The organism is Brevibacillus nigriterrae (assembly GCF_049846925.1).
Taxonomy (GTDB): Bacteria; Bacillota; Bacilli; order Brevibacillales; family Brevibacillaceae; genus Brevibacillus_H.
On record NZ_JBNCMT010000053.1, the window covers coordinates 1 to 25,438 of the forward strand.

General features: G+C 40.8%; 22 protein-coding genes. 7 read left to right on the forward strand and 15 right to left on the reverse strand.

Annotation, left to right across the window (positions count from 1 at the left end; genetic code table 11):
* The first annotated feature begins 138 nt into the window (after positions 1 to 138).
* Positions 139 to 3,948 (forward strand): tetratricopeptide repeat protein, encoded by a 3,810-nt coding sequence (locus tag ACPW7N_RS25160; protein WP_425654472.1) that lies wholly within the window; start codon positions 139 to 141, stop codon positions 3,946 to 3,948.
* A 117-nt stretch (positions 3,949 to 4,065) separates the two neighbouring features.
* Here the strand turns inward: ACPW7N_RS25160 and ACPW7N_RS25165 are convergent, their stop codons facing one another.
* The 8 genes from ACPW7N_RS25165 to ACPW7N_RS25200 form a co-directional block, all read right to left on the reverse strand.
* Complete coding sequence (locus ACPW7N_RS25165) at positions 4,066 to 4,446, reverse strand: DUF6979 family protein (protein ID WP_425654473.1); 381 nt, start codon at positions 4,444 to 4,446, stop codon at positions 4,066 to 4,068.
* 37 nt (positions 4,447 to 4,483) lie between these two features.
* A complete protein-coding gene (locus tag ACPW7N_RS25170) occupies positions 4,484 to 4,840 on the reverse strand; it encodes a DUF6547 family protein (protein ID WP_425654475.1) in 357 nt (118 codons plus the stop codon).
* Between the two features lie 504 nt (positions 4,841 to 5,344).
* Positions 5,345 to 5,602, reverse strand: a complete 258-nt coding sequence (locus ACPW7N_RS25175; protein WP_425654476.1) for a DUF4304 domain-containing protein — start codon at positions 5,600 to 5,602, stop codon at positions 5,345 to 5,347.
* A gap of 125 nt (positions 5,603 to 5,727) precedes the next feature.
* Positions 5,728 to 5,979, reverse strand: coding sequence for a DUF6979 family protein (locus tag ACPW7N_RS25180; RefSeq protein ID WP_425654478.1), 252 nt, complete (start codon positions 5,977 to 5,979; stop codon positions 5,728 to 5,730).
* A 166-nt stretch (positions 5,980 to 6,145) separates the two neighbouring features.
* The gene (locus ACPW7N_RS25185) at positions 6,146 to 7,633 is read right to left on the reverse strand and encodes a DNA cytosine methyltransferase (RefSeq protein ID WP_425654480.1); all 1,488 of its coding nucleotides are present in this window, start codon (positions 7,631 to 7,633) and stop codon (positions 6,146 to 6,148) included.
* Between the two features lie 439 nt (positions 7,634 to 8,072).
* Complete coding sequence (locus ACPW7N_RS25190) at positions 8,073 to 8,738, reverse strand: GNAT family N-acetyltransferase (RefSeq protein ID WP_425654482.1); 666 nt, start codon at positions 8,736 to 8,738, stop codon at positions 8,073 to 8,075.
* Between the two features lie 26 nt (positions 8,739 to 8,764).
* Complete coding sequence (locus ACPW7N_RS25195) at positions 8,765 to 9,565, reverse strand: methyltransferase domain-containing protein (RefSeq protein ID WP_425654484.1); 801 nt, start codon at positions 9,563 to 9,565, stop codon at positions 8,765 to 8,767.
* A 521-nt stretch (positions 9,566 to 10,086) separates the two neighbouring features.
* On the reverse strand, positions 10,087 to 10,854 hold the full coding sequence (locus ACPW7N_RS25200) for a helix-turn-helix domain-containing protein (RefSeq protein WP_425654486.1): 768 nt from the start codon (positions 10,852 to 10,854) through the stop codon (positions 10,087 to 10,089).
* A gap of 190 nt (positions 10,855 to 11,044) precedes the next feature.
* Here ACPW7N_RS25200 and ACPW7N_RS25205 point away from each other — a divergent pair, with 190 nt between their 5' ends.
* Complete coding sequence (locus tag ACPW7N_RS25205) at positions 11,045 to 11,761, forward strand: transglutaminase-like domain-containing protein (protein ID WP_425654489.1); 717 nt, start codon at positions 11,045 to 11,047, stop codon at positions 11,759 to 11,761.
* 414 nt (positions 11,762 to 12,175) lie between these two features.
* The gene (locus ACPW7N_RS25210; protein ID WP_425654492.1) at positions 12,176 to 13,399 is read left to right on the forward strand and encodes an RtcB family protein; all 1,224 of its coding nucleotides are present in this window, start codon (positions 12,176 to 12,178) and stop codon (positions 13,397 to 13,399) included.
* Between the two features lie 84 nt (positions 13,400 to 13,483).
* Here ACPW7N_RS25210 and ACPW7N_RS25215 read toward each other — a convergent pair whose 3' ends face one another.
* Both ACPW7N_RS25215 and ACPW7N_RS25220 read right to left on the reverse strand, forming a co-directional pair.
* Positions 13,484 to 13,642 carry a hypothetical protein gene (locus ACPW7N_RS25215; RefSeq protein ID WP_425654495.1) on the reverse strand — a complete coding sequence of 53 codons (159 nt, stop codon included), beginning with the start codon at positions 13,640 to 13,642 and terminating at the stop codon, positions 13,484 to 13,486.
* A gap of 275 nt (positions 13,643 to 13,917) precedes the next feature.
* Complete coding sequence (locus ACPW7N_RS25220) at positions 13,918 to 14,256, reverse strand: hypothetical protein (RefSeq protein ID WP_425654498.1); 339 nt, start codon at positions 14,254 to 14,256, stop codon at positions 13,918 to 13,920.
* A 507-nt stretch (positions 14,257 to 14,763) separates the two neighbouring features.
* Here ACPW7N_RS25220 and ACPW7N_RS25225 point away from each other — a divergent pair.
* Complete coding sequence (locus tag ACPW7N_RS25225) at positions 14,764 to 15,117, forward strand: c-type cytochrome (RefSeq protein ID WP_425654500.1); 354 nt, start codon at positions 14,764 to 14,766, stop codon at positions 15,115 to 15,117.
* A 103-nt stretch (positions 15,118 to 15,220) separates the two neighbouring features.
* Here ACPW7N_RS25225 and ACPW7N_RS25230 read toward each other — a convergent pair whose 3' ends face one another.
* Entirely contained in the window at positions 15,221 to 15,718 is a 498-nt protein-coding gene (locus ACPW7N_RS25230) for a GNAT family N-acetyltransferase (RefSeq protein ID WP_425654502.1), read from the reverse strand.
* Between the two features lie 135 nt (positions 15,719 to 15,853).
* On the opposite strand from ACPW7N_RS25230, the gene mutM reads away from it, so the two are divergent.
* Positions 15,854 to 16,666 (forward strand): DNA-formamidopyrimidine glycosylase, encoded by an 813-nt coding sequence (gene mutM, locus ACPW7N_RS25235; RefSeq protein ID WP_425654504.1) that lies wholly within the window; start codon positions 15,854 to 15,856, stop codon positions 16,664 to 16,666.
* A gap of 41 nt (positions 16,667 to 16,707) precedes the next feature.
* Here mutM and ACPW7N_RS25240 read toward each other — a convergent pair whose 3' ends face one another.
* Genes ACPW7N_RS25240 through ACPW7N_RS25255 form a run of 4 tightly spaced genes read right to left on the reverse strand, consistent with a single transcriptional unit; the run spans position 16,708 to position 19,924 of the window.
* Positions 16,708 to 17,304, reverse strand: coding sequence for a hypothetical protein (locus ACPW7N_RS25240; RefSeq protein WP_425654506.1), 597 nt, complete (start codon positions 17,302 to 17,304; stop codon positions 16,708 to 16,710).
* Positions 17,301 to 17,930, reverse strand: a complete 630-nt coding sequence (locus ACPW7N_RS25245; protein WP_425654507.1) for an SCO family protein — start codon at positions 17,928 to 17,930, stop codon at positions 17,301 to 17,303. Before ACPW7N_RS25245 ends, ACPW7N_RS25240 begins: the two co-directional genes overlap by 4 nt.
* Positions 17,923 to 19,389: a cbb3-type cytochrome c oxidase subunit I gene (locus ACPW7N_RS25250; protein WP_425654509.1), complete on the reverse strand. Its 1,467-nt coding sequence runs from the start codon at positions 19,387 to 19,389 to the stop codon at positions 17,923 to 17,925. Before ACPW7N_RS25250 ends, ACPW7N_RS25245 begins: the two co-directional genes overlap by 8 nt.
* Positions 19,379 to 19,924 (reverse strand): cupredoxin domain-containing protein, encoded by a 546-nt coding sequence (locus tag ACPW7N_RS25255; RefSeq protein WP_425654511.1) that lies wholly within the window; start codon positions 19,922 to 19,924, stop codon positions 19,379 to 19,381. Before ACPW7N_RS25255 ends, ACPW7N_RS25250 begins: the two co-directional genes overlap by 11 nt.
* A gap of 422 nt (positions 19,925 to 20,346) precedes the next feature.
* Here ACPW7N_RS25255 and ACPW7N_RS25260 point away from each other — a divergent pair, with 422 nt between their 5' ends.
* Positions 20,347 to 21,279, forward strand: a complete 933-nt coding sequence (locus ACPW7N_RS25260; protein WP_425654512.1) for a manganese-dependent inorganic pyrophosphatase — start codon at positions 20,347 to 20,349, stop codon at positions 21,277 to 21,279.
* Positions 21,280 to 21,502: 223 nt separating this feature from the next.
* Positions 21,503 to 25,438, forward strand: a 3,936-nt coding sequence (locus tag ACPW7N_RS25265; RefSeq protein ID WP_425654514.1) for a beta strand repeat-containing protein, incomplete at its 3' end; no start/stop codon positions are given.

A 25,438-nucleotide genomic window follows, 5' to 3' on the forward strand; every position in this document is an offset into this window, starting at 1 on the left:
CTCGACAACTCCAAGATACAGGAAAGAGGTGCTCAGGTGGTCAACTTTTTTATGAGCGTTATACCACAAGGTGGTCAAGAATTAGATTAGCATTCACATATAATAAAACAGTTTCAAAATAAGACTCAAGGAAAAATAATGTTTTGTACATTGAAAGGCACTGTTGAAGAACTTTGTAAAAAAATAGCTCAGCTTAGTTCGGACATTTCTGATAAAAACAAAGATGCATGGTTAAATAGAATAGAGGTAGTTATACCAAAATCAAAAGAAACTATTCATATTTTGGAATTAACTCGGAGAATAGGAAAAGAAGATACATTTGTCCTTTTTGGATGTGAAAGACTCTTTAATAAATATGTTGGAGAAGGCAGAGTTATAAGGGAATATGATGACTTAAAGTTAAGAATTTATTCAGAAGAGGATATTCCTTGGAATGAAGTAACAGACAAATTAAAAATAATTAGTGATGATATAACAATGGATTCAAAATTTATTGCAATAATCTCCGTTGATAAACGTTTGCATGAACAAATAAGCAATCAACTTCAACAAAAAAAGGATCCTGAAATTTCATATCTAATCATTGAAACGAATCAGTATTTACGTGATATACAGTATGATGTACTCATTGCCACTGATAAAGTAGAATTAGAATCTTTATTAAACACAATAGAAGAAAATAAAGATAAAATTTCCAATAATTTGTATCTATTCCTAAAGTCCGAAATTTATATTAAATTGGGCCTCAGAAATGAATCATTACAGATTCTAAAACAGATATATGGCTTTATAAATGACAGTGATAAATTAATTATGGCAGAATTATTAATTAGTCAGAATGAGCTAGCAGAAGCGTTAGTAATATTACAAGAAATATATAGCAGAGATCCTTTTGTTCCAGGATTAATACGAGCATTAATTAGAGTATCTAAAAAAATGAATGAGAATGATGAACTGGAGAAATGGTTAAGTTTGGGAGAACAAGAAAATAGTGATCTGGAATATGTTTTACATGAGGCTGCTAATTACTATAATAAAACAAATAATTTTATTAGAAGTTCTGAGTATTACAGAAAACTTTGTGACCTAACTGGAAATATTTATTTTGAACTAATGGCACGCGTTTGTGATATTCAAGGTGCTCCTCCACAAAGTGGACAAGATGCCGAAAGTTATATACTAGCTATTTCTTTAGAACATCCTGAAGTAGAACAAGAGGCGTATTACAGAGTGGGATTGATATGGTGGCATTTATATAATAGCCCTTTTAAAGCATATGATTTTTTGCAAAAGCTCAACTGTAAGTATGAAAATATTATTAAAGCAACTCAATATAAATTTATGGTTTTAAAAGATCCAATTTTTTCATCTCTTGCTCTTGGAAAAATCAAGCCATTTGAGAAAATAAAAGATGCACAAACATTAGCAAAAACAATCGTTACTGAACTTCTAAAGGGCCTTGAACCCTTATCGTCAATTGAAAATGGTTACGTCATTTGGCAGGATTTCATTGAGAAAGCCCAAAATGAAATGATTTGGAAGAGATATTTATCAACAGAGTTAATTAACCGATTAAAAAGCTGGATGTCAACTGATATCGCACACTTTAATAAAAGTACATATATATTAAACGTTTTGAAGGAAAACGAGAATAAAGAAAATCTGGAAGTTGAAGTAAAGACAGTCATTGAAATGCTATATAGAATAAAAACTGGGAAACTAGGGTTATTTCCAAAAGATGATATAAATCAATTAATAAATGGTTCGTTAATTGTAAGCGAAAAGGAAGGTACAACACTCGATAGGCTTTGGATTAGATATGAAAGCTCATATATTTATTCACTGTGTGGAGAAAATCAAAATGCCATAAATTTTGCAATCTCTATTTTTTATATAGGTAATACAAATGCTGACCCCATTATTAGAAAATATTCCAAGGCATTAGGTTTTTCTGCTTGGGCTAATTCCCAATTTAGGCTCGGAAGAGTAGTAGAGGGGCTAAGCTGTGCAATTGTGGCTATAGATCTGGCAATTGAGTTAGAAAATTTGAGTATTATGCAAGATTGTTTACAATTGGTGTTTAAGTGGGGGATTGAATTTAATAACTTTTTTAAAGCGGAGGAAAAGGAAGTAATATCTGATTTACTTATGAAGGTTTCAAATTATTTAGGAGTTGATAACAAATTTGTAGAAATTGAATCAGCAATAGTTAAAGATGACTGGACTAGTGTGTATAAATTATTAAAGCCATTAGTGATAGGTGATAATATCAAGCATGATCTAGAGTGGGCAGGACACTTCTCGAACTTCATCTCAAGTTGTTTAAAAACTGACAAAGAAGATGAAGGATATAATTTAATAATGAAAATGTCATCAGAAGCCGTTGAGATCCTGAGTGCAAGGCTAGATTTAAGAGCAAAGGCGATATTAATGTTTGTACAAGTAATTATGGCCCAATCAACTAAAATAGAAGTAGATCTTATTAAGGCAAAGGAATTGATTACTATTGCGATAGATGACATTGAAAGTAGTCGCAGAAGTTTATTTCATGCTACAGAAAGAGCTTCTCTAACCGAAATGTATCAAAAAATTTATAGAACTAGTCTTGAGATAAATCTTCTGATATTTTTAAGTTCCTTAACTCCAAAAGAAAAAAAAGAAAGTGCCTTAATAGAACTAATTGGCACATTTGCTTTTGTAACGCCGCGCACCATAATTGAAAAAAGATCGTATAGTAGTAAAGTTACATCAGAGCTATTAGAATTGGAAAAGAAATATAAAAACTTACTCGATGAACTAACTAGAATAGAAAAATCAGTAGATGTGGAGGCTTATAAAAAAACGACAAAAGAATTAGAGAAAATTAGGCAAGAACTTACGCAGAAGCATCCTTATTACTCACAGCTTCACATCTATCAAAAGTTTGATTCCGAAGAAATTCAAAAATTCTTAGAAGATGACGATCTTTTTTATCAATATGTTCTTACCCAGGTTGGAGTTGCATTCCTATTAGTAACAAAAAAAACTTTACAAATTGGGCTAATACCAAGTGACGTGAACGATCTTAGGTCAATGTCAAAAATTTTAGGTGAGAAACTAACAAATTATGATGGTAGAGGAAATCGTGATGAACAAATAGAGCAATTATGTGAAAGTATAACAAGAATGATTTACGAACCTATCTTTAGCTATTTACATGAAAAAAGTATCAAAAAGCTATATATTTGTCCTGATATGAGTATGCCGTTTTTTTCTTCAGCACTAATGCGAAGTAATCAAACGTGGTTAATATGCAGTGTATCGAGTATATGTAATGTGGTAGATCCTCGAGAATTAATGCATAAGAATCTGTCTAAAAGCGATATGTTTAACAAAAAATGTTTAGTTACATTGGGCGCCCCCTTTAAAGCAAAAAACGATGCTATTCATATAGCAAAAACTTGGTTTGATAAAAATAAATTCGAAATGATTGAGGTTCTTGAGGACTACTCACAATTAGAGTCTAAGGCGGAGGAGCAAAAACCGAAGATACTAATAATAATTGCACATGGAATTCCACACCCTAGCGCTGGAGATCTTAGTGGAGCCCATGTATTACAAGGACATAATAAAAAGACCATCTGGGCAGAAGATTTAAAAGATATTTGTGATAATTGTGAGACCTTAATTACAATTTCATGTGGTAGTGGGATTCCTTTTATAGGGCAGGTTGAAACAAGTGAGGGAATTTGGGCGAATGTAGTTAGTACAAATGGCAACGCGGTCCTTTGTAAATGGGATGTTGATATTAGACCATGTTTAGAAATACTAAATTCACTTTTGAATGAAATGCAGAAAGATAATAATAGTATCCCAGAAATTTTGTGTGAAGCTCAAAGAAAACTTTTAAACTCAGATCAATGGTGTCATCCTTCTTTTTGGGCAGGTTTAGAGTACTGGGGCATTTAGTAAATAACAAAACAAATGACAATGAGGGAAACTAGAATAACCTCGTTGTCATTTGTTTTGTTATTCTGTTGCTCCGCCAAATACCTCAAGCACCTCACATTGCCCAAAACCTTCTTCTTATCTAATTATTAAATTATTTTCCCACAATGAAATTACAACATCCATCTGACTATTATGACGTTTCCCTTTACCGATAGCCTTCCATAATGTAGATGGACTTTTTGCCAAGGAAGGGTTCTGCTTTAATAATTCCACACCTTTTAATGCGTAGCCTTTACTGGCCTTTGACCCAGTGTATTTTCCTGAAACCACTCCTTGAACGAAACCTTCCTCACAGAGCCCTAAGAAAGCACTTCTCGGGCAATCTTTATCTTGGCCATGTGTGCTTTTACTGAATAATTCTCCTGTTGCTTTCTGCCAGGCATCCTGAGGGGAGAGAGCATGGTTTGAATGAAGCAACTCCACAGCCATAACTGCAGCCTGTCCATATTTATTCAAGTTACCATCCCACCTTAACTAAAACGAGTTGAATTTTTTATTCCGGTTCAGGCCAATCATCACCTTCACTTCTACAAGTCCAATCAAAGTATAATTGGGTGCCAAAAGGCTCAACTGGTAGTTCTTCACCATTTACAGTAATTCTGTAGTCATCAATTGAAATTTTATCATTTAATTTCACTAATACATCGTGAATACCGCCATCTCTTGCTTGTTGGACTATATCTGCAAGGATTTCTTTTTGATCGTGCGTTAAGCTTGATAAGAACTGGTTTATTTTCTCATTTTCAGGAGTTTCAGGCCATCCCTTTTCTTTCACCCACCTAACTAGTACGGATGGACGTATAACCACTAAATCATCAATTAACTGTTTATATTCGTCAATTTTCCTCATATTTATCTCCTAACTAAGCTTAATCAGATTTGGTCATTTCTTTTTATTCTCCTGCTCCGCCAAATACATTATATGTTCCAGTGCCTTCTTTATCAGCCTCTTATAAGGTCTGTTAGACATTCGGAACTTCAATTCCTAAAACCATGCTCTTCCCTTTAACCATTCAAGATATTCCGCAGCTTTAGGATCAACACGCTTAGCATTCTTGATCCATAGAGTCTGGAACAACTGATCTGCCTCGTTTTTTCTTTCTAATCCTATTAATAGCATAGCTAATTGCACGGGAAAACAAAGAGCCTTGTTATGAGGAATTGATAATGAATCGTATCCAATTGAATAATATTTTCTAAAGTTTCAAATTGATTGAGATAAGGGAATATGTGGTTTTCAAAGTCTTCAATTATCTCCTTTGAAACGGTGGAGAGTTTACTTACTTGGTTTATCGTGTACTACTTATCTTATGCCTCACATATATGTTCACTTCGCTTAGGTGGTGGTATTAAATTATGAATGTTTAGTGGGACATTTAGGAGGCTCAGTGTTATTAAGATATCTATAGTGATGAACGTACAGTGAAACATTAAAAGTAAATTGAGTTTCTTCCTTTGAATTAAATAAACTAGACTGCATTTCTATGATGAAAGAAAACCCATTAACAGGTTTATAATAAAGAATACCTGATTTTTTGTATCTATTTTCTTTTAAAAAGGGAGTAAGAAAATCGGTGATAAATTCTTTAACATTATTCTGAGCGGTTTTCACTATATTCCCCCTATGATACTGAAAATAATGAGACAGGTAATATTTATTGCGTGTTTCGTTGTCATTTCTTAATCTCTTGCTCCGCTAAATATCTCAAATACATCAAATGATCCAAGACCTTCATCTTAACTTATTATTAAATTATTAACCCACAATGAAATAACAACATCCATCTGGTAGTTATGACTTATTGGTATTCCTATAGCCTTCCATAATGAAGATGGACTTTGTGCAAAAGAAGGATTCTGTTTTAATGATTCCACGCCTTTCAAAGCATAAGATTTATTATCTTTTGATCTGGAATATTTTCCTTGAGCCACTCCTTGAGCTGCATTTTTCCTGCTAAAAGGAACTTTGTTCCACTGTATGAATCTCATGAAGAAATTGAGTCAATGTTTTAATAGTATTTGCTCATTAGATTTAAACTCAACTACAGTAAGGTTTGATGCAATAAGGTGATTACAGAGGTTGTAATTAGATACCTAATTACAAGCATAAATTCCCCCCACTAGGATTAGTAGGGGAAATTTATAATGAATTTTTTTACATTGCCGTAAGAATATCAGAAGTTCGTTGAATAGCTTTCTTAATTTCTAGCGCAATTGATTTTGCTAATAGTGGTGGAACTGCGTTACCTACTTGGGTGTATTGAGGGACTTCAACTTTTCGTCTATGTCCACCTGTAGTGCGTTTACCGAGGAACTCAAAACTATCATCAAAAGACTGGAATCTCGCCATCTCACGTACTGTTAAGATTCTATCCTCGAATGGTGATAAAAAATCATCGGGCAATGTTACCATTGTTGGGGCTAATCCTGTGCTCAATAGCCTAATACGACTATTCTTTTTTGTCAGTAAGGACTCAATCATTTTATCGTTGATGTTTCCATTCGAAAATTTCTGAACAATATCATTTATATCGTATACTTGCCCTAGCTTGTTCTGACACTCCTGCAAAAGGGAAGGGTATTTTCTTAAATCGATTCCTTCCTCAAGAATCCTTTTCATTAGCATTGCGGAACTTTCACCTTGGCGGAACAATGAGAATCGTTCGGTAATTAATAAACTATGTTTTGAAAGTGCGTGATTAAAAGTAAAATGGTGGTTAGATACACGTAAATTGTTAGTTGTGGGTGTTCTGCCATCCTTTGATTCTCTTTGGTACACTGAACTTTTAGGGGCGACTTGTGAAAGCAAAGAAGGATTGACTATTAAGTCACCAATTGCTTCGAGAACTGTAACTTTTTGATTATCTGATGGTGTTATCGGTTCTGGATATTGTGGTGAAGGTTGTCCTTCGGCATAAGCGATAAAAATAACTCTCCTTCTTCTCTGGGGTACGCCAAAATCTGATGCATCTAGGACTCGAGGCTTCAAGGTAAGGTATCCAATCTGATTAAATTCCTCCAGTAGAATATCAGGGAGAAACATATCATCTTCGTATGTCTTTCCTTTAACACCTAAGTAACCTTGGAGCTTTGTATCTAAGAACCCTTCGACATTTTCCATGACAACATATTTCGGTCTGATTTCATTCACGATTCTTAGGTATTCCCGAAATAAGAGGTTCCTAGGATCATCTTTCATTCTTTGACCTGCTCTACTGAACCCTTGACAAGGTGGACCACCAAAAATTACGTCAATTGTAGGTATAACTCGTTCCTTAAATAGTTCAAGATTCTTAATAGCACTAAGGATTTTACCTCCAGACAACTCTCTGACATCAGAAAGTTCAAAATGTGTATTTATACCTTGATGTAACCCTAGTTGTTCGTGTCTGTTCAAATAGGTCTGTTGTACAGACTCGTTAATGTCACTTGAAAAAACAATATGAAATCCGGCTTGGAGTATGCCTTCACTCATTCCTCCGGCTCCGCAAAAAAGGTCAATAGCAATTGGTTTCATTAAATTACTCCAGTACGTGGACATCTTGCTGTTAATTTCATATGTTGAGTTACTTTCACGCAAATAATTACCAATAGATATTATCCTACAATTTTTTGAAAAAGCCCGTGCCCTTTTTTCTGTCATAATTTCCCCTCCTAATAAGAATGAATGGTTGTATTTACATTATACCAAACAAGTGTTCTCGTCGGAAGGGGATGTACTGCTGTTTGTGATGATATTGGCATCGTTTGGTTTCCGGGGTGGAGAGCTGGTTTGAGCTTTTCTGGGGGCTTGCTTATGAGGCCAAGGGATATACGATTGTATCTGGAAGAGCAGCGGTCACCGCATCATTGAACCTTCATTCGTAAGTAAACCCCCATCTATTCGGACGAGGGTCAGATATTATGCAGCGTAGAGTAGAGAACCGAAAATGAAGTAAGGACTTCGGGCCGTTTGTTTCATTTCAACTCCACCTCATCAAACCATACGCGAGTTTTTCCCTCATACGACTTTTTCCAGTATTCAGCTCAGACCAGATGTAATCTTTCTGTTCGAAGTGCAGATAAATTGAGTGTCTAATTACTCAATCTTCCAGCGCAAATACACCCATCTCTTGCTCCAATAACCAATCGACAGCTTCCGTATCGGCCTCCCGCTGCATGAGCGCCGATAGTAAAAAAGACTTTTGCTCCCGCAAGTAGACTACATCGTCAAGAACCAATACCATCGGGCACTGCCAGGCAATACCATCATCAAATGGAGCTGCATATTTTCGCCAACCTAACCTCTGATAGAGGGGAACCAGTCTTTCATGGCTCGCAATTAAGAAAAAATGAGCACCGTCTTTGACTGCCAGTTCAACTACCATTTCAATCATCTTCAAAAGCACCTTCGTATTACGATAGGTGGGGCGAAGAGCATAACGAGTTCCCACTGCGAGAATAGGTTCATCAGGACGATACTGCTGAAATTTGTCCAGTAGCAGGATTTTTCGATAGTAAGATGAAAAATCGCCTGCCCTTCCAATGTTTACACGTGATGTAGCGATCATCTCCGTATCTCTCATTGCGTAAAAGCAATGTCCCCACTCATCCATTTCATCGTGAAATTGCTCCAGCTCATGATCCGCCTGATAGGCCCAACCAAACTCTCGCACATAAATCTCGTATCGTAATCGGTAGATTTGTTCAGCTTCCGTTTCGGTGTGAACTTTTTGATAGGCGATCGTTTTGCTTATGTTGTTGCTCATATTAAATAGCCCCTCTCACATGATTCCTATCCTTTTCGACCTGCCACGACAAAGGGAGTGACGATGCCGAACAAATCGTTCTCTCGGGCTGTATCTCTCAACTGTTGCAAATACTTGTCGGCATCCTGTTCTCCCAGATTTCGAACCTGCTCAACACGGAAGCTGGCGATAATGTCAATGAACAGATCAATGCCGATTTCATCTGTATGTGTCGTTATCAGATCCACCTGCAGTTGGGAAAACCCGGCATGCTTCAAATAATTACGGAGCTTCTTGCCCACCCTTCGGTCACCGCCCAGTAGTGCCTGGTATTCACAAGAACGTTCACGCAAATAATCGAAGACCGGCACAGCAGGTTCGATTGCCAGCCAATCATCATCAATATCCATGATGCAGAGAATGCCATTCGGTCGCAGCGCTTTATAAAGGGATTGCAATGCTCTTTGGGGATTCGACAGATGCTGAAACAATAATCGGCAATAAATAAAGTCGAAATCCTCAGAAAACGGTAGATCATACACATCAGCTTGCTCAAACAAAACCTTGGTATTCCCCGCTTCAGCCATTCTTTTGGCTTCCTCAAGTAATGTTTCATTGATATCGATTCCAATAATCTTACTGTTTGGCAGAACACTCGACAGTGTGGCTGAAAACTGACCTGGACCACAAGCAGCGTCCAACACACACATTCCATCTCGCAATCCAAAGCGATTTAGCATATCCAGTTCTTTATTGATCAAAAGATTGGCCTGCTTCCGCAATCGCTGCAGCTCAGCTTCTCTATCCTTCCATGTGTCATACTGGTAAGATTCTCGATCCTGATCCATTTGTAACCTCCCATATTAAAACCAAAGGCATTCCATCCGACAGATAATCGCAAGAAAGAAGCAAATCGTCGCAATGGAACCTTAGATATCCTGACCGCAAGTTGATATACATAGATAACAGTTGATCGTATTCCAAGTATAGTTGCTTCCTCGAAATTGAAATATCGGTTAAATTACGTATTTAGCAAACCTATTAGAAACTGGTTTTTCGATAAAGAATACCTATATCCTTAAACTCACCAACTTATCTTGACAGGGGGGGCGCTGGTGCGAAACCAGTCTGAATCATCGTACATAGCATGTTGAAACTCTTGAGAAATCAGGGGTTTTTTGTGCAAAAATACAAGAAGACGACAGACCTGCCACTGTATGTGGAATGTTCTGCCGTCTTCTTTTTTTGACTTCTCCCCACTATCTTTCTTCTTAGAGATCATTAACTCACTGTTGAAAAAACACATCATCATGATCTCGATCAAGTAGTTAAATTTTTATATAGTCAGAACGAACTGCTTTTAACATATCTAATAACGATCACCAACAACCACCCGAACCAAATCCCCATTCTTAAAAACCTCAGAAGGTGTAATCCCAAACATCCGCTTAAAAGTCCGGGAAAAGTGAGCAGAGTCAGCAAACCCAGCGTTAACAGCAGCAACTGTCAAGCTTTCTCCACTCATCATATAAGTAATGGATTTCATGAGTTTCTGCCACAAGACATATTGTTTCATAGAGATTCCGACCTGCTCCTTAAATAGGTGAATGAGCCTGCTTTCAGACAAAAAAACGGAATCAGCGAGTGATTTAGAGTCATATTCGCTAGGGTTATGTTTTATAATACTCTGAACACTTGCAATCCTTGAATCGACGCTAGGTTTGGAATTCTCATATCCTAACAAAAGCAAAAATAAACGCTCCACGACATCGCTAACTTCATCTAGAGGCAGTAAAGGATTCATTTCAAATAGATAAAAAATCTTTATTATATCTGAGTCAAGTTGTAAGATTGACAAGTCTTTTAATAGCTTTGCCTTTAAGTCCTGACCGATCGTCGATTCAGGATCAAGTAAAACAATCACCTGATGTTCATCAAGCCCTGTATACTGATGCTCAATATCATTTGTGATTATGCAGGCTTTTGAAACGTATGTCTGCTGATTAAGCATAATCCTGAATCCAGCTTGGAGCCCAAAACACAACTGAATGAAATGATGGGAATGTGGCTGAATGTCGGTTATATCGCCATGACAAACCCCTATATTAGTAAGAAAATAAACGGTTAACTGTTTCACGACCGTCTTCCCCTCTTTTTTCTTTAGATAAGTCAATTCCTCATACAAAATCACTTGATGCAATCTTTAACTGGTTCTTTCCTAAGGCATATTCTAACACACGCCCTCTGTAAAGTTAGCAACTGCGTTCAAGCATCAACTCTCAAAAGGTATTACTGTAAAGATAGTAAATCTGAGGGAGACGGTAGAGATGAAACAGTACCTGAATGAAACACCTATTCTGGATTTCAACGCACCAGCTATTCATAAGCTTGTCATAGAAAAGGGATGGAAGAAGCTTTCAACAGAAGAAAAAATCAAGCAAATCTATCATTTTGTAAAAGACGATATAAAGTTTGGGTATAATGCTTCTGATGATCTTACGGCATCTGAGATTTTAGCTGACGGATACGGGCAATGTAATACGAAAGCCACGCTGTTTATGGCGCTGCTTCGAGCCGTAGATATCCCGTGCCGATTCCATGGGTTCACCATCTATAAAGAATTGCAGAAAGGAGCATTAACTCCTTTAGCCTACCATTTAGCTCCAGATGAAATTATTCATAGCTGGGTGGAAGTTTACTTTGAAGATAAATGGATCTTTTTAGAAGGATTGATATTAGATGCAGAATATTTAACTAGCATTCAAAGAACTGTTGATGACTGTACCACGTCATTTTGTGGATATGGGATTGCGACAGAGAATTTACAGGACCCTGGGGTAGAGTGGACAGGTGGCAACACTTTTATTCAGAGTAAAGGGATTGCCAAGGATTTTGGCTTATTCAACTCACCTGACGATTTCTATAAAAGACATGGGGCGAATGCCAAGGGGTTAAAAAAGGTTTTATACAGCTATTTCATCAGGCATTCAATTAATAAGAATGTAGAAAAAGTAAGAAAAGCTGGTCTTCCACAAGGTAGGTAACAGTAAAAGTCCTCCAAATGAAAAGATCGATCGAAAAAAACCATTGACTGGAAAATTTAACATGGTGTAATATGTACTACTAATACGACAGAGTGAAAGGAGTGAATTGGGTATGCTTCGATACAGTCAAGTAACAAAGCAACAATTTTCAAAACTACAATTACCAGAGCTGCACATGTCATGCTCAATTTCATACCCTGATCTGTCTCCATTCGTCAGTAATCCCTGTGTTGGATTACCAAAATAACGATTGCTGCACAGGTCAGATTTCACCTACCTGTGTTCCAGGATTAATAATGCACACATGCCGAAGAGTGCCGCAGGTAGGGGTACTCTTTTTATTTTTGCGATTTTTTTACACTACAATCTGGACCTCCTATAAGGAAGTCAGACAAAAAAAGGAGCGTAACTTGAATGTACCAAACAATTAATAATGTAAGAGTGTGGGGAGATCCGCTTGAAAATGCTGTATCACAAGCTGTTACTTGCTCACAACACGGGAATGTCGTACAGGTTTTACTGATGGCCGATCATCACAAAGGCTATTCTCAGCCAGTCGGCGGAGTAGTGGTGTACGATGGTCAGATTTCTCCATCTGGGGTAGGGTATGACATCGCCTGCGGGAACAAGGCGGTTCGGATAAATCTTAAATACCATGAAATCAGGGATATCATGCCTCGGATCATGGATAAGATAGCGAAAAGAATCTCATTTGGAATTGGGCGAGCAAATAACGAAAAAGTAGAACATGAGCTTTTTGATGATGAAGATTGGTATGTGTACAAACAAATTGGGAAGCAAGAACATGATTCTCTCAAGGCGTTAGCGCAAAATCAGCTTGGAACGGTAGGAAGTGGAAACCACTTTGTGGACATTTTCGTCGAAGAATCTACGAAAGCCATGTGGATTGCCAACCACTTCGGAAGTCGAGGGTTTGGCCATAAAACAGCGAGTGGGTTTTTAAATCTGGCGAATGGTCGTAATTTTTCGGATAAGGCTCCTGGTGAAAGCATGGATCAACCGCCATCTCTGCTCGATCTGAACAGTGAAGTGGGTGAGATGTATTTCAAAGCGATGACCTTGGCAGGTAAATATGCGTATGCTGGACGTGATTATGTCATCGATCAGGTATTGGATATATTAGGTGCAAAAGCGACCTTTGAAGTGCATAATCATCATAACTTTGCCTGGAAAGAAGAACACAACGGGAAAGAGTACGTGGTCGTTCGAAAAGGAGCAACACCTTCAGCACCGAATCAATTAGGGTTTATCGGTGGAAGTATGGGGGACATTTCTGTCATTGTAAAAGGGAAGGACTCGCAAGAAAACAAAGAGGCTTTCTATAGTACAGTGCACGGTGCTGGGCGGATCATGAGCCGTACGGAAGCAGCAGGAAAAATGAACTGGAAAACCCGTACCCGTAGTGGCGGGAAAATTACGCCTAAGATGATGGCGAAAGCAATTAAGGAATATGGTGTCGAACTTCGTGGGGCGGGGACAGATGAAAGCCCGTTTGTGTATAAAAAATTAGCCGATGTTCTTGATGCTCATAAGGAGACGCTGGATGTCATGCATGTTTTGAAACCCATCGGGGTCTGTATGGCTGGAGCGGATGAGTTTGATCCGTATAAGGATTAATTGGCTCTTGGGAACGGGCTGACTCATTTATTAGCTGGGCAATAATGGTCGTGATAAAAAAAGGAACAGGACAAATTCCTGTTCCTAATCCTCCGGTGTGCGATCCAGAAAAAGTCGTGTGACAGAAGTATACTCACCTTTCTCCACTTCATCAGCCGTTGCTTTTTCTTCAAGCGGATCGTGACCGTTCATACTCGGGGCGACTGTTGGTTCGTGTGCGGGAGTAGGTTTACTTTTGTCCATTATTATCCACCACCTTTGAAATAGCATGCGGTAGTTTGAATGTAATTATCCAATTAAAGATGCCCTGTCTCATAAAGAGAAGGGCATTGTGTTGGAGGCGGGATTTCATCCCCTCAAGAGCGAGTAATTTTTTAACCACCTAGCGGGAATTGTTTAAAAGCAAGATAGAGGACAACGAAGCTAAGTAAAAACAAAACTATAAGAAATAGCAATATGTAAATGATTATCTTTTCCATGGTAATCCCCCTTTTCGCAGGAAAATTCAAAATTCAAGCCTATGGAGCAAACCCGTAAAACGTAATGAGGAAAACGAATTTGATAAAGATCGCTGCCATAACCGTCAACCATACGTACAATACGCATAATAAAATAGTAAGAACTACCGAATAGTTTCTTCGTCTGGAAAAGCGGATCAGACTGATCAACCCAACCAACCAGAGGGGGATAATGTAGAAATAGGAGAATAGATTAACCCACTCCATTAATCTGTGAAATGCTTCTGGTGGAACAGGACCTTGCTTCATATGATAGGTTTCCATGATGTACATCCTGCCGCCCAAAAAGACTGCGGTTAGTATCAAATAGTAATAGAGCAGTGTTTTTGCTTTCAGCATCTCATTCACTCCAAATATAATGTGCTTTGTTAATTAAAAAGGAATTTCGAAAAAACAAAAAGTACCAACTTTTATTGGTACCTTGCCAAATGATTGAAACCTTCAGACCGGCCTCAGGAAGTGGAGTCGGCTTATTCTTTTGGGAATTAAAATACTTATTTTTAGCGCCAACCTTAAGCTGACGTATCGCCCATATCAAATAGAAAAAGAAGCAACCAAATGCAACAAATAACAGCAATCCGATAATTTTATAGAGCCTATACTGAAAAACAGAACCCAGAATCAAAAAACAATCCCTGACAACAACAAGATAACGATAATAGTAAAATCCATTAATTTACTCCTGAAAAGAAACTTGTCTATTACGATGTATGCAAAATAAGCGGAAAATAGCACTACTAGTAGAATACGGTACTCTTATGGTAAAATCTAGCAAGGTTTGCATCTTCAAATTGTAGAGTTTTCCCATGAGTTTATGAATAATCTTTTGCCAGATGAGGTGCCAGGATGTTCGGAATTAAATTGTTGTCAACTATTACACTGCTTGCCGGAGTCATATTAGGAACAAACATTACAGTGAATAGCGAGGTCGGATCGGATGTTGAATATATAGGCTCTACATCCGACTCAGATACCAGTGACCCGCAAAAAATATATAAACAGTCGTGCGGCGGTTGTCACGGGCAGAACTTGGAAGGAATCGTCGGGCCTTCGCTTTCCGAAGTAGGTTCCAAGTATTCGAAAGATGAGATTGCGGCGATCATTCGAGATGGCAAAGAAGCGATGCCACCAGGACTATTAACGGATGAAACAGATATTTCCATTCTTGCCGAGTGGTTAAGTGAGTTAAAAACAAAATAAATCACTACGTCGAAATCGTTGAAGACGCCAGATTTGCCACTGCCTGTGGAAATTCTGACGTCTTCTTCTTTTTGATTTTTTGCTGTTGTTCTCTACTTCTCTTTTAAGCAAGCCAAAGCTGATAAAACGCAACATCATGATATTCTCCGAACTTGAATCCAACCTCACGAAACACACCAACCTGCTGAAAGCCGAGCTTTTTGTGAAGCTGAACGCTTGCATCATTTCCGCCAGTAATACCAGCCACAATGGTGTGGAACTTGAGGTCTTTGGCTCGCTGGAGGAGGTTGGTCATGAGAAGACGGCCAACACCTTTTCCGTGATGCTCTTCATGGATATAAACGGAGGATTCTGCCGTTTGGCGGTAGGCCTCTTTTTCCCGAAACGTGCTTAAGGAGGCATACCCAACAACCGTTCCATTCTCGTCGGCAACAATCAGAGGGTGTTGATCATTGAATTTGGCAAACCACTTTTTGCGTTGCTCCAGGGATTGTTCTACCAGATCGAATGTTGCCGGAGAGGTACGGACAACAGCATTGTAGATGTCTAAAAGGGAAGGAAGGTCGCTTTCCACTGCTTCCCGAATTTGAATTGTTGTCATTCGTTTCACCACCTGTAGATTTGCGTTAATTATATGTTAGGTTTTCTGACATGGTCAAGAGGGATTTCTTTTTGGATTAGAATGAATCCCTCTCGCCAACACTATAAAAAATGGAAAGAAAGGTTGGATTACCCTATGCCAGAGCTGCCTGAAATGGAAACGTATCGTAAAAACCTTCTTTCCTTGGTGGCAACCCGAAAAATCAAGGACGTCATCGTCAATCGACATAAATCGGTGAATGTGGATCCCGGAATTTTTATCCAAAGTACAAAAGACAAGACGATCAAAACGGTCTATCGACGGGGGAAACATCTGTTGTTCTTACTGGATTCCGAACAAATTTTGCTTTTACATCTCATGCTTGGTGGGTGGTTATTTTATGGAGCAAGAGATGACGAGAAGATAAATACAGCACAGATAGTCTTTTCTTTTGGAGACAATCTGCTCTATTTCAATGACCTTCGCTTGGGGTACTTGCATCTTTATGATCTTCAAGGCCTGGAGGCAGAACTGGGTGATCTCGGACCAGAACCCTTTGACCCAGCCTTTACCGAAAAAGAATTCAGGGCCATCTTGCAAAAGAAAGGGAAAAGTGTGTTGAAAACCGTGTTAGTAGACCAGCACTTTCTGGCGGGTATCGGCAACTGCTACTCGGATGAAATTGTATTTGCGGCAGGCATCCTACCCACAAGAAAAATCTCTTCTCTCCTTTCAATCGAAATGACAAAACTCTATCATTCGATGAAACGTGTGTTAGAGGAAGCGACGGAATATGGAGGATACATGGAACACCCGTTGTTTGAGGGGGATACAGTAACGGGAGGCATGAACGAGCATTGTCAGGTGTATGACAGGGGAGGGGAGCCTTGCTATCGTTGTGGGACTCCGATTACGAAAGAGACGTTGAACTCTCGTAAAGTGTTTTATTGTGAGGGATGTCAGGTTTGAAGTAAAAACGGACTAGGATGAAATCATCCTAATCCGTTTTTCTATTTGTCTGCGATCAATTGATTCCCAGATTTCCCGTTCCCCACAAACGCAGGAATCGCAAGCATGACGATCGAAACAGCAGTCAGCAGGAGAAAAATCCAACCGACCACCTGCTGCTGTGAAGTCAGGTAACTGTTGCACAGACGGATGGGAGCGGCCAGATAGAGCCAGGCCATTACGATGAACATGGAGATCAGGTTTGCCCAGATGAAGCTTTTTGTGATAAATCCCATTTTGGGCCAACTGAGCACCAAGGGGATGCCGACAAGCAACGGGAGGGATGTGTACTTTGCAAGCTCCATCCATGGATTGACGAGAGAAGCATCAATTGCACGTGGAAGCATCCAGTAGCTAACGACGATAGTCACCAGAAGAATTCCCGGAATTCCTCCCTGATTAAATCCCGTTGCAAAGCGGGGCCAGTGTGATGGAAGGCCACGGCCGATAAACATCCCGCAGATGATAAGTCCTGGCATTTGCAGAAACATTTGGCCTGCCATGGTCGACTCCAGATAGCTGACGATGGGTGGCAAGGACAACAGAATGAGTAACCCAATTCCTTTTGCAATCTCTTTCACATCTGATTTTCCCTTCATGATGATCCACGTCCAAGCAATGGCAAAATAGTATCGACGAAAGTCTGTGGGTCGGTGTAATCAAAGATTTTTACCAAGCGGTTCTGTCGATCAACCAGATAAAAGGCAGAATTATGTTCGTAACCCCCGTTTTCGTCCGGAATCACTGTTACATCGAAGCTTTGTAGCAGTTGAGCCTGCTCCTGTTTATGGAGAACCCGTGCCATTCTCCAGGTAACACCGTCCGCCTGGTAATAGTCGCCGTAGCGTTTTAATACAGAAGGAGTATCGTGTTCCTGATCGAAGCTGATGCTGATGAGATTGACTTCCTTACCCAAGAATTTCGTTGGTATGGACTTGTAAACGTCTCGAAAATTGCTTTCGACGATCGTGCAGGTTTGCGCACATCCTGTGTACATAAACGTCAACAATACAATCTTGCCTGCATAGTCCTGAAGTTGAAATGTCTTTCCACTTGAATCTTCCAGCCAAACAGCCGGCAGGTTTTGCGGTTGTTTTTCGATTTGCAGTTGACGTGCTGCCTCGGCAGTGAACGCTTGAAAGCCGTCTGTACCAAACCAGAAGAGAGTTGCTCCAAGGAGGGTAATACCCACAGAAGCGGCAATGCTGCGAAACAAGCTATGCATGATAGGACCGGGCTTTATTGATGTTGCGGATAAAGCGAATCATGAAGAATAACACAGCGATAATGATGACGATGGCAAACCACGCACCAATCCGATCATAGCTGACCCATTCAGGCATATGAACCGCCCAGCGACGAGGGGCACTGTCACGTCCAGACAGGAGGAAGGACATCGTCAAGCCAAAGAAAAATACGCCGTAAAGGAACAGACCTAGTCGATCAAATAGGGAATCCTTCTCTTTGGCCTCGGTATGAGTGAGATAATACATAAAGCCAAAAATCATGGTCAGCGCACCCATACCCATGTACATATGGAAGTGGCCCGGTACCCATTTGGTGTTGTGCATGACATGGTTAATGATAATCGTCGCATCGACAATGGCTGGAACTACTCCAGCGACCCAACCGAACATGGAAAAGAAAATCATGCTGGATGTAATGTCCCATTTGATACCAGAGCGATAAATGAGCATCAGTGCACCGTAAGCCGTGACAACAAGAACAGGAAAACCATTGGCATAAGAGAGAACCTGCCCCATAATCAGCATCCATTTGGGCATGGCAAAGTCCATTAACAGATGGTGGGGATAGATAATGACTGTAAATACCGTTGAGAAATTCCAAGCAATTAAAAAGATCCGATTGGACTTCCAAGGGCGATTGGCGTAGCGTGGCAAAATCTCATAAACACCAATTACGGCTGCATAAATAACCACGTTAGCGAAGATATGACCAAAAGCGTAAATCAGGTTTTTGGCGAGAAGCGGGTCGATCGTAAAGGCAGGGACAAATAAATTAATTAGCTCCATCATGAGAATGCTTGCACCTGCAATCAGACCAACTGTATTGGCAATCACAACCATTGTGCTGGCAACTACTGCTGCAGGAGGGCCGTATTCTCCTTGTCCGCCAAAAATTTGTGGCCAACCAAGACCAGCACCCAGGCTGCCGTAGCCTTTGATGATGGCACGAGCGATTTCCAGATAGACCAATAAAAAGCCGATTCCCAAAATGAGCATTCCAGACAGATAAATTGCAGCGCCCATTTTTCCCCACATTCCCGCAGATATGGCTGGCAGTGGATAGAGGAAAGTCCAGGCACCACCAAACTTAAAGGCAAAGATGGCAACCAATACCATGACGACACCAACAAGGGACAAGACGAGATTGGCCCGCAGAATTTTGCGGTTTAAGTCTACATACTGTCCGAGAAAATACCACATGACCGCAGTTGCACCCAATGCAGAGATTCCGACCATTCCGGTACCGTGCAAGGTCATGATCTGATAGAAGAAATCGGGAGACAGATTGATCACTTTTCCTTGACTGAGCAGCATCAAGAGTCCGACGATCATCATCAGAAGCAGGACTGCCACACTTACGACGAGGTACGCAGCTACTTCCTTAAAGGTTCTTGCATCAATTTTTTTAAGCGGTTGGACGACAACTTCACTGGCCATTTGAAGTACCTCCATTCTCCTTAACTGTCAATGTTGCAATCATGGCATGATGTCCTACACTACAGTACTCCAGGCATAAAATCTGATATTTACCCGGTTTGGTGAATGTATAGAACAGCTTGTTTGTATATCCAGGCATCGATTGAGTTTGGGCGAGCAACTGCATGTTTTCGTCATATATACCAAAACCATGGTTTACATCGCCACTCGTGACATCGAACTCGACCGGTTGATTGGCATTTACCTCATTGGTGCTTAACTCCCAATAAAATTGATAGCCTACCGCCTTCACTACCTGAGTGGGACCATTTTGAAAAACAGGTATAGAGTACGGATGTTTCATAACGGTGTAGATTAACGTGGGAAAAAGACAAATAAACAAAATATAAAACCAGATTTTACGAATACGGTACCCTTTCGTTTGGATGGTTTGGAAATCGACCCGCTTTCCAGACCGAATGACGACAAATCCAAAAACCAGAGTGATCAGGATTAAAAGTCCCAATGTGATTTGCCAAGCTAACTGCTGGTACATGACCTCACTCCTTTTCTGAAACATTGCAGAATGTACTTTGATGCTTGTTTGCCGCTTGCTATAGTCTGAATATTGAAAACATCACCTCCGAGGGATTGTCAAGGTAATCCATAGAATTGTTATGGTAATTAATGGATACAACCCTCTCTATTTCTACTATAAAAACATTTTTTATGTTTGCGCCGTGATATTTGTCACCTGATTGTCAAATATATCTATTGACTGATTTTCGCTAGAATCGTTACTAAAAAAACTCTGGCAAACCTCTAGCAGTTTCTTGAAAAAATTGTTATGATAGATCAGTGTTCAATTCCGAGTGAATTACTATGGATAATGAAATAAACACGAACAGGTTGTTTGGGCATATGATGGATTTTGTGGTATAATTTTTACGCAAAAAAACAGAGTAAGGGGTTCTAGGAATGGAAAAAACGTTTATTTTCGGGCATAAAAATCCTGATACTGATTCAATTTGTTCTGCACTTGTGTATGCAGATCTGAAGACAAAATTAGGTGCAACGGTTGAGCCTGTACGTCTGGGCAGTATCAATAGCGAGACACAGTTCGTTTTGAATTATTTCAATGTAAAAGAACCACGCCTTGTTGAAACCGTAGCAAACGAAGTAAATGATGTTATTCTGGTAGACCACAACGAACGTCAACAAAGCGCTGATGACATTGAGAAAGTACGTGTCACCGAAGTAATCGACCATCACCGAATTGCAAACTTCGAGACCAGCCACCCATTGTACTACCGTGCAGAACCAGTTGGTTGCACAACCACCATTTTGAAGAAAATGTACAAGGAAAACGGTGTGGACATCCCGAAAGAAATCGCTGGCTTGATGTTGTCTGCGATTATTTCTGATACCCTTCTGCTAAAATCTCCTACTTGCACAGAGCAAGACGTAGCAGCAGCTCATGAATTGGCGGAGATTGCTGGTGTAGATTTGCAGAGCTACGGACTGGAAATGTTGAAAGCAGGAGCCGATTTGAGCGATAAAACCATCAGTGAATTGATCTCTCTCGATGCGAAAGAGTTCCAAATGGGCAACTACAAGGTAGAAATCGCACAAGTAAACGCTGTAGACACCAATGATGTACTTGGACGCCAGGCAGAATTGGAAGCGTCTCTTTCCAAAATCATCGAAGAAAAAGGGCTGGATCTCTTCTTCTTCGTAGTGACTGACATCCTGAACAATGACTCCATCGGGGTAGCACTTGGTCGCCAAGCGCAGGCTGTGGAGAAAGCGTACAATGTGACTCTTGTCGATAACAAAGCCGTGCTCAAAGGTGTCGTTTCCCGTAAGAAACAAATCGTTCCAGTACTTACCGACACATTTAACAGTTTGTAAAAATAAAATACAAAAATTGGCAAAAAAGGCTTTCGGTATTATCCGGAAGCCTTTTTCTTTTGGTCTTTGGATAGACAAACTGTAATTTTAGGTCTTACATACTAAAAAACTAACTTTAGTTAGGTTAAATTTGTTCTGTGTTTTGATATTTTAATAGAGAAAAAGTATCAATATTTGTCGAAAATAGCTCGACGAACAAGCTGGAAAGGAGAGGGTTTTGTTGATGAAAAGAAAACAGGTAGTTGACACTCTACTTCAGGGAAAAGTAAATCAACAGTTACTGTCTTTTGTATTTTTTATAGCACTTTTATTTGTCTTTACTCCTACAACTGCTCATGCGGCAACTTTTTTAGTAGACTCAATCATTGATGCTGGAGATGCTATTCCAGGTGACGGCATTTGTGCTTCTAACGTGCCATTTTCTCAAAAATGTACAGTGAGGGCTGCCATCATGGAAGCGAATGCTTCTGTGGGTTCCGACACGATTATTGTTCCAGTGGGTACATACGTCCTCCGTTTAGCTGGACAAAATGAAGATGATTCGGCAACGGGAGATCTGGATGTTTTGGATGAGCTGACAATTATTGGTGCGAATGGCGATCCGAACGCTGATCCATCACTAACGAAAATTCAAGCAGGTGACGGTCCCGGTCAAGGAGTCGAACGAGTGATAGCTATCAATCCAAAGATGGAAAAAGCATTTAACGCGACTTTGCGATCACTTACAATCCGTTATGGAACACATTCAGCCGTTAATTCTTGGGACAAAGGTGGGGGGGGTGTGTATTGGGAAGCGAGTGACAATGGAGGTAATGCAGGATCACTTACGATCAGTAATTGTGTGATTAGCGATAATACCACTTCGGATGGCGATGGTGGCGGAATTGCCTTATTCAATAGTTCTGGTAGTGCTATTGCTATGGCAACGATTGATAAAACGGTCGTCAAGAATAATCAGGCGAACGGGGTAGGTGGTGGTATTTTTATCGGTATGAATACGCCCATCAATTTGCTAAATTCCGAAGTTTCTACTAATCGTTCCAATGATACTTCCTTATTTAGGGGGGATGGTGGTGGAATTTATATCGCAAATAACACCTTAGCTGCGAATGCGAATATTAAAAATTCGACGATTTCGAACAATCGTGCAGAAAATAGTTCAGGAAAGGGTGGAGGAATCTATACTCTTGGACCTTTACGGTTAGAGAATAGTGCACTCTACGGCAATGCGTCTACAAGCGAAGCAGGCGGTATTTATGCAAATGTAGCGGATGGACAAGAATTCATACTGGAAAACGTTACAGTATCAGGAAATACTGCTGAACTTAATGGTGGAGGATTGGTATTCGCCCCTTCAGCAAGCATAAAATACAGACTGACAAACGTCACTGTAGCAGAAAATTACGGGAAAATTACTGGTGGTGGTATTTACTTACATAACTCCGCCAATTCACTAGTTTTATGGAATAGTATCGTGTCCAAAAATACAAGAGAGAATGGAGTATTTGATAATATAAGTGCTGGTTCAGTGGACGGCTCAAGTTCAAATAATTTAATCGGATCGGGTGGTTCAGGAGGGCTTGTCAATGGATTCAATGGAAACCAGGTAGGAGTAGATGATCCGAAGTTGGGACCACTGGCAGACAATGGCGGAGGAACCAAGACTCATGCTTTATTGCCGGGAAGTCTAGCGATCGATGCGGGAAGTAATACTGCGGCATCGCTACTTGCCACTGACCAAAGGGGGGCGGGCTTTCTGAGAAAGATTGACTCAGGAGACGCTGATTCGATTGCCACTGTGGATATAGGGGCCTTTGAGGCCGCAGGGTCAAGCAATGCTAACTTAACAGGCGTAACCATCTCTTCAGGAACAGTAACTCAGACCGATCCGTTGACTTATACTGCCAATGTCAGTTATGCCGTTGATAGCATTACCGTAACACCGACCGTAGATATCACCGCTTCTGTAACCGTACAGTCGCAATCTGTCAATAGTGGCACTCCTTCTTTATCTATTCCTTTGACTCAAGGGGCTACTACACCGATTAGTATTGTCGTAACGGCCGAGGATGGAACAGTTAAAAATTACACACTACATGTTACGCGAGCAGCTATTTCAACCAATGCAGATTTAAGCAACCTGGTGTTGTCTGCGGGAACATGGGATAGCCCATTTAGTTCGGGTGACACGGACTATACGGTGAATGTCGGCTATGAAATCGAAAATGTAACCGTGACAGCAACTGTGGCAGATAGTAATGCAACCATTACGGTGAATGGGGCAGACGTTAGCCCAGGAGTAGCCTCAAGCAATATTTCGTTGACGGCAGGTGCCAACACGCCGATTACTGTAGTCGTAACCGCTCAAAGCGGAGCGACGAAGACGTACACGATGAATGTGAATCGAGCGGCAGCATCGACGAATGCGGATTTGAGCAGCTTGGTGTTGTCTGCGGGAACATGGGATAGCCCATTTAGCCCCGGTGATACGGACTATGCGGTGAATGTCGGTTATGGAGTGGAAAAAGTAACCGTAACACCAACCGTGGCAGATAGTACGGCAACGATCACGGTCAATGGAAACCCAGTGGGAACAGGAACAGCCTCTGGCGATATATCGTTAACAGCAGGTGCCAACACCCCGATTACCGTAGTCGTAACCGCTCAAAGCGGAGCGACGAAGACCTACACGATTAACGTGAATCGAGCGGCAGCATCGACGAATGCAGATTTAAGCAGTCTGGTGTTGTCTGCGGGAACATGGGATAGCCCATTTAGCCCCGGTGATACGGACTATGCGGTGAATGTCGGTTATGGAGTGGAAAAAGTAACCGTAACACCAACCGTGGCAGATAGTACGGCAACGATCACGGTCAATGGAAACCCAGTAGGAACAGGAGCAGCCTCTGGCGATATTTCGTTAACAGCAGGTGCCAACACGCCGATTACTGTAGTCGTAACCGCTCAAAGCGGAGCGACGAAGACCTTCACGATTAACGTGAATCGAGCAGCAGCATCGACAAATGTAGATTTAAGCAATCTGGTGTTGTCTGCGGGAACATGGGATAGCCCATTTAGTTCGGGTGACACGGACTATGCTGTGAATGTCGGCTATGGAGTTGAGAATATAACCGTAACAGCGACAGTGGCAGATAGTAATGCAACCATTACGGTGAATGGGGCAGACGTTAGCCCAGGAGTAGCCTCAAGCAATATTTCGTTGACGGCAGGAGCCAACACGCCGATTACTGTAGTCGTAACCGCTCAAAGCGGAGCGACGAAGACCTACACGATTAACGTGAATCGAGCAGCAGCATCGACGAATGCGGATTTAAGCAATCTGGTGTTGTCTGCGGGAACATGGGATAGCCCATTTAGTTCGGGTGACACGGACTATGCTGTGAATGTCGGCTATGGAGTTGAGAATATAACCGTAACAGCGACAGTGGCAGATAGTAATGCAACCATTACGGTGAATGGGGCAGACGTTAGCCCAGGAGTAGCCTCAAGCAATATTTCGTTGACGGCAGGAGCCAACACGCCGATTACTGTAGTCGTAACCGCTCAAAGCGGAGCGACGAAGACCTACACGATTAACGTGAATCGAGCAGCAGCATCGACGAATGCGGATTTAAGCAACCTGGTGTTGTCTGCGGGAACATGGGATAGCCCATTTAGTTCCAGTGATACGGACTATGCTGTGAATGTCGGTTATGGAGTGGATAAAGTAACCGTAACACCAACCGTGGCAGATAGTACGGCAACGATCACGGTCAATGGAAACCCAGTAGGAACAGGAGCAGCCTCTGGCGATATTTCGTTAACAGCAGGTGCCAACACGCCGATTACTGTAGTCGTAACCGCTCAAAGCGGAGCGACGAAGACCTACACGATGAACGTGAATCGAGCAGCAGCATCGACAAATGTAGATTTAAGCAATCTGGTGTTGTCTGCGGGAACATGGGATAGCCCATTTAGTTCGGGTGACACGGACTATGCTGTGAATGTCGGCTATGGAGTTGAGAATATAACCGTAACAGCGACAGTGGCAGATAGTAATGCAACGATCACGGTCAATGGAAACCCAGTAGGAACAGGAGCAGCCTCTGGCGATATTTCGTTAACAGCAGGAGCCAACACGCCAATCACCGTAGTCGTA